Here is a 19,110-nt window from a genome sequence, read left to right as displayed (position 1 = left end):
ACTTCCAAGGCATAGCTGAGGGCGTGGCGGACAACCGCCTCCGGGAAAGGCGGTTTCGAGGAGTACTCATGGCCGGCATGCTGAATGGACGCGAAGCGCTCGTGTTGGCCGTCACCCTGTGGACGGCGCTATCGATCAACGACATTCTCATGTTGCCCGGCGGCCTGCCCATCATCGCACCGGGCTGGCTGAGCAGCATCCTGCTCGCGCTGCTTCTTGCAAGGGTGTTGCAGCGCCTTCAAAATCTGTCGAAGGTCCAGGCGATAGGTTTCGGCACGCTTTGCGTGTTCGCCGCCGCGACCACCCAGGCGGTGTTCGACATCACCGTCATCATGACGGTCGGCCCGCACGCCTTGCCCGGCGGCCAGAGCGTGCCGGGCTTCGCCATCGCCAATACCTGGGAGAAAGCTCTCCTGCAGTTCCGCTTCAGCCTGATCTGGAACGGCATTGTCTTCGGCTTCTATGTGGCGGCGCTCTCCCTGCTCAATGCGCAGCGCCGCAAGCTGGACGCGGAGATGCGGGCGCTGCGCTACGAGCTCAACCCGCATTTTCTTTTCAATACTCTGAACTCCATCGCCGGCCTCATCGAGGAGGGATCGGCGGGGCGGGCTGACCGCATGGTCCTGTCGCTTTCGCGCTTTCTCCAGAAGACGCTTTCGCTCGACCCGCTCCACGATGTCCCGTTAGCCGAGGAAATCGCCCTGCAGCGCGACTACCTCGAAATCGAGCATGAGCGCTTCGCAGACCGCATGGCCTTCGATATCCGTCTGCCGACCGAACTGGAAGGGGCGATGGTCCCCAATCTCATTCTCCAGCCGCTGATCGAGAACGCCGTCAAACATGGCGTCGGCCCGTCGCGAAAACACGTCGCGATCGTGCTTGAGGCGAAACGGGAGGGGGATCATCTCGTGCTGAGTGTCGAGAACGACCTTCCAACTGAGGACATGGGCAGAAAACCGCCTGGAATGGGCATAGGCCTTCGCAACATCCGGGAGCGGCTGCAGGCCCGCTTCGGCAACCGGTGGCGTTTCTCGTCAGGTCCGGTGGATGGCGGCCGCTACCTGGCCACCATCACCTTGCCGCTCCGAAACGCCTGAAGGCGATCACCGGCATCCCATCAATTCAGAGGGATCGAAAGGCCGCCGCCCGAAGCCGCCGGGCGAGCATAGGTCGTGTTGTTCGCAGCGGTCGTGCTGCATCCTGCCAGCGACAGGACCGTAAGTGCGGCGACGACGAAACCGGTGATGGGGCGCATGAATCTCTCCTTTGCGGTGTGCCCGTATGACATAGGCATGACGAAGGCTTGCGTCCACCGCCGCCGCCCTCATATCCCGTGCGTTCATCGTCAAGCCCGGGATGCCACACCCGCCAGCTTCGTCATGGCACCTCGGTGCGCCCCATCAGGCCGGAGATATCTCGCGCGGCGAGATCGAGAATATGACGCGAGCAGGCCTCCGCGCGCGCACCATCCCGCAAACGCAGCGCATCGACCAGCGCCCGATGCACGCCGAGCGCTTCGTCATGACGCTCCGTCGCCCGGTTGGAGGCGTGCAACGCGTAGGAAAGGGCAGCGTGGATGATCGAGGACAACTGGTGGAAAACCTGGTTGTGGCTCGCTTTCAGCAGCGTCTCGTGGAAACGCGTATCGGCGGCGGTGAAGGCTTTGAGGTCGCCTTCGGCATCGCTCATGTCGTCACAGGCGCACTCGAGGTCGGCAATCTCCTGCGCCGTCGCGCGGGCGGCCGCGAGGAAGGCGGCGGCCGGCTCGACGGTGCGTCGTGCTTCGAGGATGGAGCCGAGAAGCTCGGCCGAGAGCACGTCCGGGCCCATCCATTCCAGGATTTGCGCGTCGAGCACGTTCCACTCCGAACGGTCGCAGACCAGCGTGCCGACCCTCGGCCGGCCTCGCACGAGCCCCTTCGTCTCCAGCACCTTCAGCGATTCACGGATGACGGTGCGGCTGACGCCATAGCTTTCGCACAGGTCGCTTTCCCGCGGCAGAGCCCCGCCGGGCGGAAAACGCCCGCCGCAGATATCGCCCCCGATCGCCGCGGTCACGTTATGACGCACCCGGGGTCGGCGCGATGACGGCCGATGCGCCTGCCTTGCGAGCTTCTCCGCCACGTTGCCTCCACCAGTTCAATCATTGATCATACAAATCGGAAGCAATCATACGACAAATTGACGGCCAGGGCCATTGCCACCTATTGCGGAGCACAGGCAAATCGCAATATTGACTTTTGCTGACAAAGTGCATAATGCGCCGACCTCAACAGCAGGAGCCGCCATGCTCGCCGACATCCCCCCCGTGCTCGTCCTCAACCCGAAAGACAATGTCGGGGTCGTTCCTGCCAATGTCGACGCCGGCCGCATGCTGATGAACGGCGTTTCCGCCATCGAGCGCATACCGCGCGGGCACAAGGTGGCAATCGCACCGATCGCGGAAAACGAACCGGTGCGGAAATACGGCCAGATCATCGGATATGCGACACGGGCGATCCGCCCCGGCGAACACGTTCACCTGCAGAACCTCGCCATTCTCGACGTGGCGCTGAAACACGAATTCTGCGTCGACAATGCGCTGCCGGCAATGGTGCCGGCGGCTGAGCGCCGCACGTTCGATGGCTACGATCGCGGCAACGGCCGCATCGGCACGCGCAACTACATCGGCATCCTCTCGACCGTGAACTGTTCCGCCACGGTCTCGCGCTATGTGGCGGAGCATTATGCCCGCAAGTTCCGCGAGACCGGCCATGACAATATCGACGGCGTGGTGGCGCTGACCTATGGCGGCGGCTGCGCGCTGAACCTCAAGTCCGAGGGCGGACGCATTCTCACCCGCACCTTCAAGGGCTATGCGCGCAACCCGAATTTCGGCGGCATCCTGATGATCGGCCTCGGCTGCGAGACCTTTCAGTACGGCCCGCTGGTCGAGGAGGCCGGGCTGGAGGAGGGGGAAACCTTCCGCACCATGATGATCCAGAACCAGGGCGGCACGCGCAAGACGATCGAGGCGGCTTGCGAGATGATCGACGACATGCTGCCGGATGTCGGCCGCATCCGCCGCACGCCACAGCCCTTGTCGGGCATCAAGCTGGCCCTCGAATGCGGCGGGTCGGACGGCTATTCCGGCATCTCCGCCAACCCGGCCCTCGGCATCGCCTCGGATCTCCTGGTCAAGGAGGGTGCGACGACGGTGCTGTCGGAAACGCCGGAAATCTATGGCGCGGAACATCTTTTGACCCGCCGCGCCGCCCGGCCTGAAGTGGCGGAAAAACTGCTGGCCCGCATCGACTGGTGGCGAGACTACACGGCAAAGAACGACGCCGAACTCAACAACAACCCCTCGCACGGCAACAAGGCCGGCGGCCTCACCACCATTCTGGAAAAATCGCTCGGCGCGGTCGCCAAGGGCGGCTCGATGCCGCTCAACGCCGTCTATGAATATGCCGAGGAGGTGACGGAGCCGGGCTTCGTCTTCATGGACACGCCCGGCTACGACCCGGCGGCCGTGACCGGCCAGATCGCCGGCGGCTGCAATCTTGTCGCCTTCACCACCGGTCGCGGCTCGGTCTCCGGCTACAAGCCGGCGCCGTGCATCAAGATCGCCACCAACACGCCGATGTACGAACACATCAAGGAGGACATGGATATCAATTGCGGCACGATCGTCGACGGCACCGAGACGATCGAGGAGGCCGGCCGCCGAATCTTCGAATTCGTCATCGAAACCGCCTCCGGCCGCAAGACGGCAAGCGAAGCGTTCGACTACGGCGACAACGAATTCGTGCCCTGGCAGGTCGGCGCGATCACCTGACCGTCAGAGGTGCATGACGATGTTGACGAGTGTGCCCGCAGGATCGCGCACGAAGAACCGTCGCACACCCCAGGGCTCGTCCGCCGGTCCGTATTCGACGATGTAACCGCCCTCAAGGACCGCCGCATAGACGGCATCGAGATCGTCCACCTCGACCGAAAGACCCGGCACCGGCGTGCCGGAACCGCCCTCGGAGGCAAAGCTCACCTGCAATGGCATACGATCCTGCGTGCCGTAGGTGACGATCCAGCCGTGGTCCATCAGCAGCTCCAGCCCGAGTATCCCGCGATAAAAAGCGGCCACACCCGCCGGATCGGCCGTTTCGATATTCGCGACGATGCGCCTGACCGTCATCCTTTCCTCCTCACCGGGTGACGGGCGTCGCATAGGCAGGCATGTCCGGCCGGTGCGCCGCACGCAGCTCCGCGACGCGGCCGATCACCTTGGGCAGAGAGACCGTGATGTGATGGCGGAGCGTTTCGGCCGCACGCGCCCTGTCGTCGACGTCGAGCGCACGGAACACCGCAAGATGCTCCGCTATGAAGGGCTCGTCGGCCGGCATCCGGTGCGAAACGCCGATAATGTGCTTGCTGACATTCAGCATGAAACGGGCACGGCGCAGCGCGATCAGCAATTCGCGGTTCGGGCAATAGCCAAGGCAGGTGATGTGCAGGTCGGTCTCAAGGTCGTCCATCGCTTCGACGGAGAGATCCGGATAGACGGCCAGCGCCTCTTCCAGTCGCTGCGTCATCGCACCGCGCTCCGCGGGCGGGATGAAGGGCGCAGCCTGGCTCAGCGCCAGCGGCTCCAGCGCGACGCGGATGTCGTGCAGGTCACGCATGCGTTGCTCGTCGAGCGGCACCAGCGTCCAGCGCATGCGCTCGTCTTTTTCCGTGATGCCGAGTGCTTCCAGCCGGGTCAGCGCATCACGCGCGACCTGCCGGCCGACGCCGCGCGCACGGGCCAGCTCCACCTCGTTGATGCGGTGGCGGCCGAAGACGGACAGATGCACCATCTCGCGCTCCAGGCTCTCGTAGATCGCCTCCCAGGCCGGTGCCTTGCGCAAGGCCGGCGCCTCCTCGTCGAGGCCGAGCATCTCGGCGGTCAGCACCGCCCGCTTCGGCCCGCCGCGCCCCTGCCCCACCAGAAAACCGCGCCCATCGAACCGCCGGATCTGCCCCGCCGCCTCCAGAAGCGCGAAAGCCTGGCGCACCGGCGTACGGGTGGAGGCAAAGAGGGTCGCGACCGGCCCTTCCAGCAGCAGAGTGCCCTTCGGCAGCCGCCCGGAGGCAATCGCCTCGGCAAGCACCTCGCGGATACGCAGATAGAGCGGGCTCTTGTCGAGGACCCCTTCGGCGCTTTCCATACCCGTTTCCGCCAAAGCCTGCCCCGTGCCGATCATGGCGCGGACCATTGCATGAATGCACCGTGCCGACAACGGTCATGTCTGCCACGGCTCCCGGCAAGGAAATTGCGTCGCACCGGCGAAAAATCTCCATTCCTTTCGTGACGCGCGGGGCATTTTGCGCTAGGGAACCCTGCTGAGGCTCGCAATGCGGCCCGAAAAAGCCCATATGTCAGCCGCGTCCACTCGAGGAATTGACCATGCCCGCATATCGCTCCCGAACCACCACCCACGGCCGAAACATGGCCGGTGCCCGCGGCCTCTGGCGCGCAACCGGCATGAAGGATTCGGACTTCGGCAAGCCGATTATCGCGGTGGTGAACTCCTTTACCCAATTCGTGCCCGGCCACGTCCATCTGAAGGACCTCGGCCAGCTCGTCGCGCGCGAAATCGAGAAGGCTGGCGGCGTCGCCAAGGAGTTCAACACGATCGCCGTCGACGACGGCATCGCCATGGGCCATGACGGCATGCTCTATTCGCTGCCGTCGCGCGAGATCATCGCCGACTCGGTCGAATACATGGTCAACGCGCATTGCGCCGACGCCATGGTCTGCATCTCCAACTGCGACAAGATCACGCCCGGCATGCTGAATGCCGCGATGCGCCTCAACATCCCCGCGGTCTTTGTCTCCGGCGGCCCGATGGAGGCCGGCAAGGTCGTGCTGCACGGCAAGACCCACGCGCTCGACCTTGTCGACGCCATGGTCGCCGCCGCCGACGACACGATCTCCGACGAGGACGTCAAGGTCATCGAGCGCTCCGCCTGCCCGACCTGCGGCTCCTGCTCCGGCATGTTCACGGCCAATTCGATGAACTGTCTGACCGAAGCCCTCGGCCTGTCACTGCCGGGCAACGGCTCCACGCTCGCGACCCATGCCGACCGCAAGCGCCTCTTCGTCGAGGCGGGCCACCTGATCGTCGACCTCGCCCGCCGCTACTACGAGCAGGAAGACGAGAGCATCCTGCCGCGCTCGGTCGCCAACAAGAAAGCGTTCGAGAACGCCATGTCGCTCGACGTTGCCATGGGCGGCTCGACCAATACCGTGCTGCACATTCTGGCGGCCGCCTATGAAGGCGGCATCGACTTCGACCTCGACGACATCGACGCACTGTCGCGTCGCGTCCCATGCCTCTCCAAGGTCGCGCCCGCCAAGCAGGACGTGCACATGGAAGACGTGCACCGCGCCGGCGGTATCATGCGCATCCTCGGCGAGCTCGACCGCGGCGGTCTCATCCATCGCGACACGCCGACCGTGCATTCCGAAACCCTCGGTCACGCCATCGACCGCTGGGACATCACCCGCACCAGCAGCGAGACAGTGCGCACCTTCTTCCGCGCCGCACCGGGCGGCATCCCGACGCAGGTCGCCTTCAGCCAGGAAGCACGCTGGGACGAACTCGACACCGACGGGGAAACGGGTGTCATCCGCTCCGTCGAGCATCCCTTCTCCAAGGATGGCGGCCTTGCCGTCCTCTCCGGCAACATCGCGCTCGACGGCTGCATCGTGAAGACCGCCGGCGTCGATGAATCGATCCTGAAATTCTCCGGCCCGGCTGTCGTCTTCGAAAGCCAGGATGCAGCCGTCAAGGGCATTCTCAGCGGCGAGGTGAAGGCCGGCGACGTCGTCGTCATCCGCTATGAAGGCCCGAAGGGCGGCCCGGGCATGCAGGAAATGCTCTATCCGACGAGCTACCTGAAGTCGAAGGGTCTTGGAAAGGCCTGCGCGCTGATCACCGACGGCCGCTTCTCCGGCGGCACGTCCGGCCTTTCGATCGGCCATGCCTCGCCCGAGGCCGCCCAGGGCGGCGCGATCGGCCTCGTGCGCCAGGGCGACCTCATCGAGATCGACATCCCCAACCGCACGATCAACCTTGCGGTCCCGGAAGAAGAACTCGCCGCCCGCCGTACCGAACAGGACAAGCTCGGCTGGAAGCCGGCCGCTCCGCGCAAGCGCAATGTCACGACGGCGCTCAAGGCCTATGCCGCCTTCGCCGCCAGCGCCGACAAGGGCGCCGTGCGCATCCTGCCGGAATAAGCTTCGACCGGGCGCGAACATCCTGTTTCGCGCCCGGCTGTTTGCTCAGAGGTGGCGCGTCTCGGCCGGCGTATTCCACCAGGCATTGTTCCGTCCGTCGAAATATTGCACCGGCAATGCTGCAAGCTCGCTGTGCTCGATATCGTCGAGGCAGGCGACGTTGATCGAGACATAGGCGCCGCCGATCGCCTCGACATAGCCCTGGCCGAACGGCGAGACACCGCAGGTCTTGCAGAAGTGGTGGTGCCCGCTCATCGTGCCGAACTGGTAGTCGCCGAGATCCGCCTCGTCGCATTGCAGGCGAAAGGCATCCGGCTTGATCTGGGCACCCCAATAGCGCTTCTTCGAGCAGATCGAGCAATTGCAGCGGCCCGTCCCGGCGGAGAGGTCAATATCGGCCTCATAGCGGATTTTTCCGCAATGGCAGCTTCCCTTGTAGGTCTTCAACATCACGTTCTCCTCGCTTGCACCGATCCAACTAAAATGACAATATGCTGTCAAAACCACATTTGCAAAATGACAGCATGTTGTCAATATGAGCTCTGACCGCACTCCCGCCGGCGATGCCTTCGCCACCTTTGCCATCTCGGTCCTGCGCCTCGCCGGGCATTTGCAGACGGCGGGCGATGCACTGGCCAAACCCGCCGGCCAGACCAGCGCCCGCTGGCAGGTGCTCGCCGCCGCCGCCCATGCGCCCATGTCCGTCGCCGATGCCGGCCGGGCGCTTGGCATGACGCGGCAAGGCGTTCAGCGCGTTGCCGATCTCCTCGAGAAGGACGGCCTCGTCGCCTATGCCGAGAACCCCGCCCACCAGCGCGCCAAGCTGATGGTGCTGACGGATGACGGCGTGGCGGCGCTGACGGCCATAAGGGCGCGGCAGGCAGTTTGGGCCAATGCCCTCGGCGGCCTGCTCGGCGAAAAAGACATTCAGGCGGCAACCAGAACCATCGCCGCAGCGTTACAGGCCGTCGAGAAGCAGACCGTGCCCGACGACCGAGACCGGGCGTCGCTTTGACACGGCCGAATAATGTTGATATCAACTTATTTGTCGAAAGCCCGTGAAAGAGGAGTCCCGAGCATGAGACCGCACCACGAGATCGTATCCGAAAATGAATGGCTGGCAGCGCGAAAGGCGTTGCTGGTGCTGGAGAAGGAGGAGACAAAGCTGCGCGACAAGGTGCGCGCCGAACGCCTCTCGCTTCCCTGGGTCAAAGTCGAGAAGATCTATACTTTTGAGACACCCGATGGCCGCAAGACCCTGGCCGACCTGTTCGATGGCCGCAGCCAGCTCATCGTCTATCACTTCATGTATGGTCCTGATTGGGAGGCAGGCTGTCCCGGCTGTTCCTTCATGGCCGACCATATCGACGGCATGCTGCCGCATCTCAACAATCACGATGTCACGATGATCGCCGTCTCCCGCGCACCGCTCGAAAAACTCACCGCCTACAGGAAGCGCATGAATTGGACATTCCCGTGGGTTTCTGCCTTTGGCAGCGACTTCAACTTCGACTACCATGTCTCCTTCACCAAGGAGGAGCTGGCGAGCGGCAAGGTCATGTACAATTACCGCGAGACGAACGCCGCCGATGCGCATGACGAGCTTCCCGGCCTCAGCGCCTTTTTCAAGGACGAGGACGGCACCGTCTACCACACCTATTCCGACTATGCCCGTGGCGGCGAGGAGGCGCTCGGCACCTTGATGATCCTCGACCGTGCGCCAAAGGGCCGAAACGAGACCGGCACACTCAGCTTCGTCAAGCGCAAGGATGAGTATGCGGATGCGCCCAAAGCGCGATCCTGCTGCGACTGAGTCCGTCCATCAAGAAAATGGAGAACCGCATGCACAAGGATTATGGCACATTCTGCTGGTACGAATTGATGACGCCCGACGTGCCCGCCGCCGAGCGATTCTACGCCTCGGTCGTCGGCTGGTCGACGCGCGATTCCGGCATGGAGGGCATGAACTACACCCTCGCCTATGCCGGTGAAACACAGGTGGCCGGGCTGATGGAACTGCCCAAGGAAGCCGAGGGCATGCCGCCGATGTGGATGGGCTACATCTTCACCGACACGATCGAGGAGACTCTTGACGATATCGCAGCCAATGGCGGGAAAATCCACCGTCAGCCGCAGGATATTCCCGGCATCGGCCGCTTCGCCGTCGCCACCGACCCGCATGGCGCCGTCTTCTCGCTTTTCTCCACCGAGGACCAGAGCCCCGACCGGCCGGAAATGATGACGCCCGGCCATATCGGCTGGAACGAGCTGATGGCCGGCGACCTCGACGAGGCTTGGGACTTCTACGACAAAACCTTCGGCTGGACGAAGGACATGGCCGTCGACATGTCGGACGCCGGCATGGGCACCTACCAGACCTTTGCCGTGCGCGGCGGCAATGCCATCGGCGGCATGATGACCAACCCGCCCGGCACGCCCATGCCGCCTTTCTGGAGCTATTACTTCGTGGTCGAAGGCCTCGACGCGGCCGGAAAACGCGTGACGGACGGCGGCGGCCAGGTGGTCATGGGCCCGATGGAAGTGCCCGGCGGCGCCTGGATCCTCAACTGTGTCGATCCGCAGGGCGCATACTTCTCGCTCGTCGCGACGAGCCGCTGAGCCTCGACTGCGCGGGGCGGCCCAGCCGCCCTGCCTTTCCACAGCCTTCATGAAACAGTCATGGAGCCGTCATGACGAGACGGTATGGATAGGCCGTCAGAACCGGACAGGCTCCGGCTGCAGGATGCGCCTTCTGACCGCCGACGCCGGCATGATCTGTAGCTGCGTATCTTTTTCAGAAATCATCCCATGCGCCTTTCCATCAAGCTTTCGCTTGCAGCCCTGCTGCTGGCTGTTATCGCCATTTCCGCGACCAGCATCGCAAGCCTCACGCTGAGCGCCAGCCAATCGACCGCGGCCGCCATGACAAAACTCGAAACGTTGGCCGACGGACGGCGCAACGAGCTGGCGCAATATCTGCAATCGGTCGTCAAGGAGACGCGCGATCTTGCCGGCCAGAAGGTGATCGCCAAGGCGCTCGACGATTTTTCCGGCGCGCTAGGCGCCATCGAGGGCGACCGCACGGGTGAGCTGCAACGCCGTTACGGCGGCAAGGCCGAGCTGAAATCCGCCGAGATCGATAAATTCGACCAGTTGCACGGCCGCTATCACGGCTTCTTCCAGCGCAACGCCGAGGCACAGGGTTTTGACGACATGCTGCTGGTCAACCTCAGCGGCGACGTCGTCTATTCACTGAAGAAACACGGCGATTTCGGCGGCAATGTCTTGAGCGGCGCAACGCTCAAGGACACCGGTCTCGCCAGGGTTTTCGCGGAGGCGGCACCGGGTACGGACACGGCCATCGTGTCCTTCGGGGATTTCGAGGCCTACGCCCCCGCCGGCCGCGCCACGGCCTTCCTTGCCGCGCCCGTCTCCTCCGTCGCCGGCAAGATCGGCGTGCTCGTCGTCGCACTGCCGAGCGAGCGCATCACTGCCAGGCTGAACAATCCAGTCGGCCTTGGCGAAACCGGCGAGGCCATGCTGCTGAACGCCGAAGGCACCCTCCTCACCCGCCCCGCGCATGGCGCCGATGCCGACATATTCGCCATGCGCATCGCACCGGACCTGCTGACTGCCGAAGACGGTACTGATATCGCCAAGGCGACCCTTCCCGATCATCGCGGCCGCGAGGCAAAACTCGCCGCCGCGCGCTTCGATTTCCTCGGCCACACCTGGACGGTCGCCGCCGTCATGGCCTCCAGCGAGGTTTTCGTCGGCCTCAATCGCCTCATCAACTGGACCCTGCTGATCTCGCTCGGCGTGCTCCTCATCACCGCCGCCGTCGGCTTCCTCTTCGCCAGCCGCCTCTCGCGCCCGATCACCGCCCTCGTCTCCGACATGGGGCGCCTTGCCGCCGGCGACACCACCATCGCCTGCAACGGCCAGGAGCGTCGCGACGAAATCGGCGACATGGCCCGCTCCGTCGTCGTCTTCCGCGACGCGGCAATCGAAAAGGAACGTTTGCAACAGGAAACGGCGACGATGCGCGAAGACGCCGAAAGCGAACGTGCCGCCCGCGATGCCGCCAAAGCGGCCGAGGACGCAGAGACGGAAGCCGCCGTCCAGCACCTTGCCGAAGCGCTGCAACACCTCGCAAGCGGCGACCTCACCCGACGGATCGACACGCCCTTCATTGCCGCGCTCGATCGCATCCGTACGGACTACAACGTCTCCATCGAGCGCCTCGCCGAAGCCATGACGACGGTGCGCATCAACACCCACCGCATCCGCGACGATTCCGGCGAAATGCAGGAGGCGCTCGTGCAGCTTTCCAGCCGCACCGAGCGCCAGGCCGCCTCGCTCGGCGAGGCCGCGACGGCGCTTGCCGAGATGACCCAGGCCGTGCAATCGGCCGCCGAGCGCACGACGGTCGCCGAGCGCCTCGCCTCCGATACCAAGAAAAGCTCCGCCGCTTCCGAACAGGTCGTCGACAATGTCGTCGGCGCCATCGGCAAGATCGAGACCTCCTCGCGCGAAATCGGCAACATCATCGGCGTCATCGACGATATCGCCTTCCAGACCAACCTTCTGGCGTTGAATGCCGGCGTCGAGGCCGCGCGCGCCGGGGAGGCCGGCAAGGGTTTCGCCGTCGTCGCCCAGGAGGTGCGCGAACTTGCCCAGCGCACGGCAAGCGCCGCGCGCGAGGTGAAGGCGCTGATCACCAAGTCCGCCGGCGAGGTGGCGCGCGGGGCGGGCCTCGTGCGCGAGACCGGCAGCGTGCTGCGCGATATTGCCGGCAAGGTCCATGCCATCGACGCCGAGATCAAGGAAATCGCCCGGGCCGCGCGCGACCAGTCCGTCGGCATCCACGAGATCAACACGACGATCCGCCAGCTCGATACGGTCACGCAGCAGAACGCCGCGATGGTCGAGGAAAGCAGCGCCGTCACGCACCGTCTTTCGGACGAGTCGGCGATGCTCGCCCGTCTCGTCGGCCAGTTCGAAATCCCGCATGAGGCACCGGCGGCGCGCCCCATGCTCCGGCGCATCGCGTAATCCTTTGAAAGCGCGCGGCGATCGCGCTTGCAATCTTTCTTCGCATTGCACAAACTCCCCTCGATGACGGCAGAAGACCGTCCGAGGGGATCAAAGCGCGCATGTCGATCAAGGCCGGTATCTACCACCTCACCCACTATATCTACGACAAGCCGGTCCGCCTCGGACCCCAGATTATCCGGCTGAAGCCGGCGGCGCATTCCAGAACCAAGGTCATCAGCCACTCGCTGAAGGTTTCGCCGGAAAACCATTTCGTGAACCTCCAGCAGGACCCCTACGGCAACTACCTCGCCCGCTACGTCTTCCCCGATCCGGTGACGGAGCTGAAGATCGAGGTCGATCTCATTGCTGACATGACGGTCTACAATCCCTTCGACTTCTTCGTGGAGGAGGAGGCCGAACACTGGCCCTTCGATTATCCGGAGGACCTCAGCGAAGACCTGAATATCTATCGCACGCCCGAGCCGCTGACCCCGGCGCTCGAAGATTTCCTGAAGACGATCGACCGCTCGCGCCAGCGCACCATCGACATGGTTGTCGGCCTCAATGCGAGGCTGCAGCAGGAGATCGGCTACGTCATCCGCATGGAGCCCGGCGTGCAGGCGCCGGAGGAGACGCTGACGGTTGCCCGCGGTTCCTGCCGCGATTCGAGCTGGCTGCTGGTGCAGATCCTGCGCAATCTCGGTTTTGCCGCCCGCTTCGTCTCCGGCTACCTCATCCAGCTCACACCGGACCTGAAGGCGCTCGACGGCCCCTCGGGCACCGAGGTCGATTTCACGGACCTGCATGCCTGGTGCGAGGTCTATCTTCCCGGCGCCGGCTGGATCGGTCTCGATCCGACCTCCGGTCTCCTCACCGGCGAAAGCCACATCCCGCTCGCCGCCACGCCACACTACCGCAACGCCGCGCCAATATCCGGCGGCTATTTCGGCGAGGCGAACACCGAATTCGACTTCGCCATGACGGTGAAGCGCGTCGCCGAGCACCCGCGCATTACAAAGCCGTTTTCCGACGAGAGCTGGGACGCGCTGAACGCGCTCGGCCGCGAGGTCGATAGCGTGCTCACCGCCAATGACGTGCGCCTCACCATGGGCGGCGAGCCGACCTTCGTCTCCATCGACGATTTCGAATCCGACGAATGGAACACCGCCGCCGTCGGCCCGACCAAGCGCGAGAAGGCCGACACGCTGATCCGCCGCCTGCGCGAAAAATTCGCGCCCGGCGGCTTCCTGCATTACGGCCAGGGCAAGTGGTATCCCGGCGAAAGCCTGCCGCGCTGGACCTTTTCGCTTTACTGGCGGCGCGACGGCAAGCCGATCTGGCAAAACCCCGATCTCATCGCCGAAGAGGGCGTCGTGCGCCCCGTCACCGAGGACGATGCCGGCCGATTGCTGACCGCCATCGCCGGCGAACTCGATATCGCGCCCGACATGGTGGTGCCCGCTTTCGAGGACCCGGCGGAATGGCTGGTCAAGGAGGCGAACCTTCCCGAAAATGTCGACCCGTCGAACTCCAAGCTCGAAGACCCGGAAGAGCGCAGCCGTATCGCCCGCGTCTTCGATCGCGGCCTGACCCGCCCCACCGGCTACGTGCTGCCCGTGCAGGCGTGGAATTCCCGCGCCAACGGCCGCCGCTGGTCGAGTGAGAAGTGGAGCACCCGTCGCGGCCGCCTGTTCCTCGTGCCGGGCGACAGCCCTGTCGGCTACCGCCTGCCGCTTACCACCCTGCCCTGGCTGTCACCGGCGGTCTACCCGTATATCAATCCGATGGACCCGTGCATTCCGCGCGACGACCTGCCGGATTTCGAAAAGGATCCGGGCCGTCCCCAGCAGGCCGCGCATTTCCAGCCCTTTGCCGGACAGCAGTCGCAGGTGCCGCAGTCCACCGACGAAATCGGCGGCCACGTGCGCACCGCCATCTCCGTCGAGCCGCGCGACGGCCGGCTCTGCGTCTTCATGCCGCCGACCGTCAGCGTGGAAGACTATCTCGACCTCATCGCCTCGGCCGAACGCGCCGCCGCTGCCCTCGGCCTGCCCGTCCATATCGAGGGTTATGCGCCGCCGCATGACGAGCGCATCAACGTCATCCGCGTCGCGCCGGACCCAGGCGTCATCGAGGTGAACATCCACCCGGCCTCCGATTGGGACGACTGCGTCGACATCACCAGCGCCGTCTACGAGGAGGCACGCCAATCCCGCCTCGGCGCCGACAAGTTCATGATCGACGGCCGCCACACCGGCACGGGCGGCGGCAACCATGTGGTCGTCGGCGGCAGGAGCCCGAACGACAGCCCGTTCCTGCGTCGCCCGGACCTGCTGAAAAGCCTCGTGCTGCACTGGCAACGCCACCCCGCGCTCTCCTACCTGTTTTCCGGCCTGTTCATCGGCCCGACCAGCCAGGCACCGCGCATCGACGAGGCCCGGCACGATTCGCTCTACGAACTGGAGATCGCGCTTTCCCAGGTGCCTGCCCCCGGCGAAGGCGCGCCGCCGCTGCCCTGGCTGGTCGACCGGCTGTTCCGCAACCTCCTGACCGACGTCACCGGCAATACACACCGCTCGGAAATCTGCATCGACAAGCTGTTCTCGCCAGATGGACCGACCGGCCGCCTCGGCCTCGTCGAGTTCCGCGGCTTCGAAATGCCGCCGAACGCCCGCATGAGCCTTGCCCAGCAATTGCTGATCCGTGCCCTCATCGCCCGCTTCTGGCTGACCCCGGCGAAAGGAAGTTTCGTGCGTTGGGGCACCACGCTGCACGACCGTTTCATGCTGCCGCATTTTGTCTGGCAGGATTTTCTCGATGTGCTCGCCGACCTCAAGGCGAACGGCTTCGACCTTCGCCCCGAATGGTTTTCCGCCCAGCTCGAATTCCGCTTCCCCTTCTGCGGCGAAGTCGAATACGAGGGCGCGAAGCTGGAGGTGCGCCAGGCGCTCGAACCCTGGCATGTCATGGGCGAACAGGGTGCGATCGGCGGCACGGTGCGGTATGTCGATTCGTCCGTGGAGCGCCTGCAGGTCAAGCTGGAGACGGCCAATCCGGAGCGCTACACCATCGCCTGCAACGGCCGGCCGGTGCCGCTGAGGCAGGCCGGCGCGCGGGGCGTTTCGGTTGCCGGCGTGCGCTACAAGGCCTGGCAGCCGGCCTCGGGCCTGCATCCTGTGCTGCCCGTCAATACACCGCTTACTTTCGACATTTATGATACATGGTCACGGCGCGCGATCGGAGGCTGCATTTACCACGTTGCCCATCCGGGTGGACGCAACTATGACACCTTTCCGGTCAACGGCAACGAGGCCGAGGCGCGCCGGCTGGCACGGTTCGAGCCCTGGGGGCACAGGGCGGGCGGTTATACGCTGTGGCCGGAAACCCCGCCGGCGGATTTCCCGCTGACGCTGGATTTGCGCCGGCCCGCCGGTATCTAGTGTTTAGCCTCCTCCAGGAGTGAATGGATTGAAGACCACGAGTATGGGGGCGGAACGCAGGGCGGCCAGTGCGGCGAAAGAGCCGGCTCACGCCTATGCCCCGCTTCCCGAGGTGGCCGACGAGATGGTCGACACCGACGGCAAGGTGCGCCCCGTCTGGCGGCATTTCCTGAATGCGCTCGGCCGCATGGACGAGGCCGACCTTGCCGGCCGCTTCGCCCGCGCCGACCGGTATCTGCGCGATGCCGGCGTCTTCTACCGCGCCTACGGCAAGGAGGCGAACACCGATCGTGCCTGGCCGCTCTCGCACATTCCCGTGCTGATCAACGAAGCGGAGTGGGAAAACCTCTCCCGCGGCCTCATCCAGCGCGCCGAACTGCTGGAGGCCGTCGTCGCCGATATCTACGGCAAGAACGAGCTTGTCGCGAGCGGCCTCCTGCCTCCTGCCCTCGTCGCCTCCAACAGCGAGTTCCTGCGCCCGCTCGTCGGCGTGCATCCTGCCGGCCAGCATTTCCTGCACTTCGTCTCCTTCGAGATCGGCCGCGGGCCTGACGGCAACTGGTGGGTGTTGTCCGACCGCACGCAGGCTCCCTCCGGCGCCGGTTTTGCGCTGGAAAACCGCGTGGCAACCACCCGCGCCTTCTCCGATGTCTACGCGGAGACCCACGCCCATCGCCTCGCCGGCTTCTTCGGCGCCTTCCGCAACACGCTGCAGGCCAACAAATCGGCCGAGGACCGCATCGCCGTCCTGACGCCGGGCCTTGCCAACGAGACCTATTTCGAACACGCCTATATCGCCCGCTATCTCGGCTTCATGCTGCTGGAGGGCGAGGACCTGACGGTCGTCGGCGGCAAGGTCATGGTGCGCACCGTTGCCGGCCTGAAACCGATCGGCGTGCTGTGGCGGCGGCTTGACGCCTCCTTCGCCGATCCGCTGGAGCTGAACCAGAACTCCCATATCGGCACGCCCGGCATGGTCGAGGCGCTGCGCTCCGGCTCCGTCACCTTCGTCAACGCGCTCGGCGCCGGGATCGTCGAGACGCGCGCCTTCCTCGCGTTCCTCCCGAACATCTGTCGGCAACTGCTCGGCGAGGACCAGCTCCTCCCCTCCGTCGCGACCTGGTGGTGCGGCCAGAAGAGCGAGCGCGAACATGTCGCGGCCCATATCGAGCGCATGGTCATCGGCCCGGCCTATTCCACGCGGCCGTTCTTCGACGACAACGAACAATCCGTGCTCGGCTCGACGCTGCGCGACACCGCGAAACAATCGATCGCCGAATGGCTGGCCTCCGACGGTGCCAAACTGGTCGGTCAAGAGGCCGTGACGCTCTCCACCACGCCGGCTTTCGTCGAGGGAAAACTCGTGCCGCGGCCGATGTCGCTGCGCGTCTTCGCCGCCCGCACGCGCGACGGCTGGCAGATCATGCCCGGCGGTTTCGCCCGCATCGGCGCCGGCGACAATGTCTCGGCCATCGCCATGCAGGAGGGCGGTTCGGCGGCGGACGTCTGGATCGTCAGCCCGAAACCCGTCGAGCGCACGTCGCTGCTGCCCGCCGAAGAGGTTTTTACCCGCAACATGCCCGGCAGCCTGCCGAGCCGCGCGGCCGACAACCTCTTCTGGCTCGGCCGCTACATCGAGCGGGCGGAAGGGGCGCTGCGCATCCTGCGCGCCTGGCACGGTCGCTACGCCGAATATGCCAATCCGGAACAACCGCTGCTGAAGGACGTCAGCGACTATCTCGAAGCGCTCGACATCGATACGTCGGAGGCGGTGCCGACAAGCCTCATCCGCAACATCGACAGCGCCGTCTTCTCCGCCAGCAACATCCGCGACCGTTTCTCGCCGGATGGCTGGCTGGCGCTGAACGACCTTTCCAAGACGGCGCGCCGCTTCCATGTCAACGTGCAGGCCGGCGACGACGCGACACGCGCCATGACCGTGCTGTTGCGAAAGCTCGCAGGCTTCGCCGGTCTCGTGCATGAAAACATGTACCGCTTCACCGGCTGGCGTTTCCTGTCCATCGGCCGCTATCTCGAACGCGGGCTGCACATGACGCGCCTGCTCGGCCACATGTCCGGCGAGGACGCGCCCGACGGCGCGCTCGACATGCTGTTGGAAATCGGCGACAGCGTCATGACCCACCGCCGCCGCTACAATGTCGCGACCGCACGCCTGACGGTCACCGACCTGCTCGCACTCGACCCGCTCAACCCGCGCTCGATCCTCTACCAGCTCAACGAGATCAAGAACGAAGTCGAGCAATTGCCGAACGCCTATGCCAACGGTCAGATGTCGCCCTTCTACCGCGAGGCGATGCGCCTGCATGCGGGCCTGGCGGTGATGACGCCGGAAACCATGACGGATGCGGTGTACAAGCGTTTCGAGGCGGAACTCGAAAAGCTGTCCGACATTCTTGCGAAGACCTATCTGAGCTGAGCGAGGGGGAGGCGCCGAAACCATGCTCTACGACGTCAACCTCCATATCAGCTACCTCTACGACACGCCGGTTTCCGGCGGCCGGCATATCGTGCGCGTGCTGCCGCTGTCGATCGGCGGGCGCCAGCGGCTGGTCGCCGGCACGGTGGGCGTAACACCCGGCCCCGGCGAACGGGTCGACCACAACGACTTCTTCGACAACCCGATGAGCGCCATCCTCTTTCGCAATGCGCATGAGCGGCTGGATATCCGCATGCAGGCGCGCGTGCATGTCGACGTGCCGGAACCGGCCGCCGACTTTTCCCCCCGCGTTGCCGACCTGCCGGAGGATATCGCCAACTACTGGTCGCTCGATGCCGGCTCGCCGCACCACTATACCGGCCCGAGCCCGCGGCTGAAGGATTGCCCCGAGATCGCCGAATACGCCCGTTCGATCGTCAAACCCGACATGACGATCCGCGCCATCGCCACGGCCGTCTGCGCGCGCATCCACAAGGACTTCACCTACGATCCGAAGGCGACCAACGTCGACACCACCCCGCGCGAGGCCTTCAAGCTGAAGCGCGGCGTCTGCCAGGACTTTACCCATGTGATGATCGTGGCGCTGCGCAGCCTCGGCATTCCCGCCGGCTATGTCAGCGGGTTCCTGCGCACCATCCCCCCGCCAGGCAAGGAGCGGCTGGAGGGGGCGGATGCCATGCATGCCTGGGTGCGCTACTGGTGCGGCCGGGTGAACGGCTGGATGGAGCTCGACCCGACCAACAACATCCCCGCCGGGACCGATCACATCGTCGTCGGCTACGGCCGCGACTATGCCGACGTCGCCCCGGTCATCGGCGTGCTCAAGGGCTACGGCCAGCACAAGACGAGCCAGGCGGTCGACGTCATTCCGGTGCGGCAGACGGCGTAAATCCCGTTTGGAAACAACCGGGAAGACC

The 19,110-nt window shown here is 64.9% G+C and carries 15 protein-coding genes; 10 read left to right on the top strand and 5 right to left on the bottom strand.

From position 1 onward, the window contains the following. The first annotated feature begins 68 nt into the window (after positions 1 to 68). Positions 69 to 1,097, top strand: coding sequence for a sensor histidine kinase (locus tag AKG11_RS10135; protein WP_050743790.1), 1,029 nt, complete (start codon positions 69 to 71; stop codon positions 1,095 to 1,097). 20 nt (positions 1,098 to 1,117) lie between these two features. Here the strand turns inward: AKG11_RS10135 and AKG11_RS34510 are convergent, their stop codons facing one another. Both AKG11_RS34510 and AKG11_RS10130 read right to left on the bottom strand, forming a co-directional pair. Next, positions 1,118 to 1,255 carry a hypothetical protein gene (locus AKG11_RS34510; RefSeq protein WP_023516037.1) on the bottom strand — a complete coding sequence of 46 codons (138 nt, stop codon included), beginning with the start codon at positions 1,253 to 1,255 and terminating at the stop codon, positions 1,118 to 1,120. Positions 1,256 to 1,377: 122 nt separating this feature from the next. Continuing rightward, a complete protein-coding gene (locus AKG11_RS10130; protein ID WP_050743789.1) occupies positions 1,378 to 2,124 on the bottom strand; it encodes a FadR/GntR family transcriptional regulator in 747 nt (248 codons plus the stop codon). Between the two features lie 163 nt (positions 2,125 to 2,287). Between AKG11_RS10130 and AKG11_RS10125 the strand changes: the two genes are divergently transcribed. Continuing rightward, on the top strand, positions 2,288 to 3,817 hold the full coding sequence (locus tag AKG11_RS10125; protein ID WP_050743788.1) for a UxaA family hydrolase: 1,530 nt from the start codon (positions 2,288 to 2,290) through the stop codon (positions 3,815 to 3,817). A gap of 3 nt (positions 3,818 to 3,820) precedes the next feature. Here the strand turns inward: AKG11_RS10125 and AKG11_RS10120 are convergent, their stop codons facing one another. Next, positions 3,821 to 4,171: a VOC family protein gene (locus tag AKG11_RS10120; protein WP_023516040.1), complete on the bottom strand. Its 351-nt coding sequence runs from the start codon at positions 4,169 to 4,171 to the stop codon at positions 3,821 to 3,823. Between the two features lie 10 nt (positions 4,172 to 4,181). Next, positions 4,182 to 5,183 (bottom strand): GntR family transcriptional regulator, encoded by a 1,002-nt coding sequence (locus AKG11_RS10115; protein ID WP_050743787.1) that lies wholly within the window; start codon positions 5,181 to 5,183, stop codon positions 4,182 to 4,184. A gap of 239 nt (positions 5,184 to 5,422) precedes the next feature. On the opposite strand from AKG11_RS10115, the gene ilvD reads away from it, so the two are divergent. Continuing rightward, complete coding sequence (gene ilvD / locus AKG11_RS10110; protein ID WP_023516042.1) at positions 5,423 to 7,258, top strand: dihydroxy-acid dehydratase; 1,836 nt, start codon at positions 5,423 to 5,425, stop codon at positions 7,256 to 7,258. 45 nt (positions 7,259 to 7,303) lie between these two features. On the opposite strand, the gene AKG11_RS10105 is transcribed toward ilvD, so the two are convergent. After that, complete coding sequence (locus tag AKG11_RS10105; protein ID WP_023516043.1) at positions 7,304 to 7,708, bottom strand: GFA family protein; 405 nt, start codon at positions 7,706 to 7,708, stop codon at positions 7,304 to 7,306. A gap of 85 nt (positions 7,709 to 7,793) precedes the next feature. Between AKG11_RS10105 and AKG11_RS10100 the strand changes: the two genes are divergently transcribed. The 7 genes from AKG11_RS10100 (at position 7,794) to AKG11_RS10070 (ending at position 19,082) form a co-directional block, all read left to right on the top strand. Further along, on the top strand, positions 7,794 to 8,273 hold the full coding sequence (locus AKG11_RS10100) for a MarR family winged helix-turn-helix transcriptional regulator (RefSeq protein ID WP_050743786.1): 480 nt from the start codon (positions 7,794 to 7,796) through the stop codon (positions 8,271 to 8,273). A gap of 63 nt (positions 8,274 to 8,336) precedes the next feature. Next, positions 8,337 to 9,071 carry a DUF899 domain-containing protein gene (locus AKG11_RS10095; protein WP_050743785.1) on the top strand — a complete coding sequence of 245 codons (735 nt, stop codon included), beginning with the start codon at positions 8,337 to 8,339 and terminating at the stop codon, positions 9,069 to 9,071. Between the two features lie 29 nt (positions 9,072 to 9,100). Next, positions 9,101 to 9,877: a VOC family protein gene (locus tag AKG11_RS10090; protein ID WP_050743784.1), complete on the top strand. Its 777-nt coding sequence runs from the start codon at positions 9,101 to 9,103 to the stop codon at positions 9,875 to 9,877. A 189-nt stretch (positions 9,878 to 10,066) separates the two neighbouring features. Then, positions 10,067 to 12,313, top strand: coding sequence for a methyl-accepting chemotaxis protein (locus AKG11_RS10085; RefSeq protein WP_050743783.1), 2,247 nt, complete (start codon positions 10,067 to 10,069; stop codon positions 12,311 to 12,313). Between the two features lie 101 nt (positions 12,314 to 12,414). Beyond that, a complete protein-coding gene (locus tag AKG11_RS10080; protein WP_050743782.1) occupies positions 12,415 to 15,735 on the top strand; it encodes a transglutaminase family protein in 3,321 nt (1,106 codons plus the stop codon). A gap of 43 nt (positions 15,736 to 15,778) precedes the next feature. Beyond that, positions 15,779 to 18,172 (top strand): circularly permuted type 2 ATP-grasp protein, encoded by a 2,394-nt coding sequence (locus AKG11_RS10075; RefSeq protein ID WP_050743781.1) that lies wholly within the window; start codon positions 15,779 to 15,781, stop codon positions 18,170 to 18,172. A gap of 22 nt (positions 18,173 to 18,194) precedes the next feature. Beyond that, positions 18,195 to 19,082: a transglutaminase family protein gene (locus AKG11_RS10070; protein ID WP_050743780.1), complete on the top strand. Its 888-nt coding sequence runs from the start codon at positions 18,195 to 18,197 to the stop codon at positions 19,080 to 19,082. Positions 19,083 to 19,110 lie beyond the last annotated feature (28 nt).

Origin of the sequence: Shinella sp. SUS2 (assembly GCF_001262505.1) — a bacterium.
GTDB lineage: Bacteria > Pseudomonadota > Alphaproteobacteria > Rhizobiales > Rhizobiaceae > Shinella.
The sequence above is the reverse complement of the archived record's forward strand: the minus strand, read 5'-3'. Positions and strand labels throughout refer to the sequence as shown.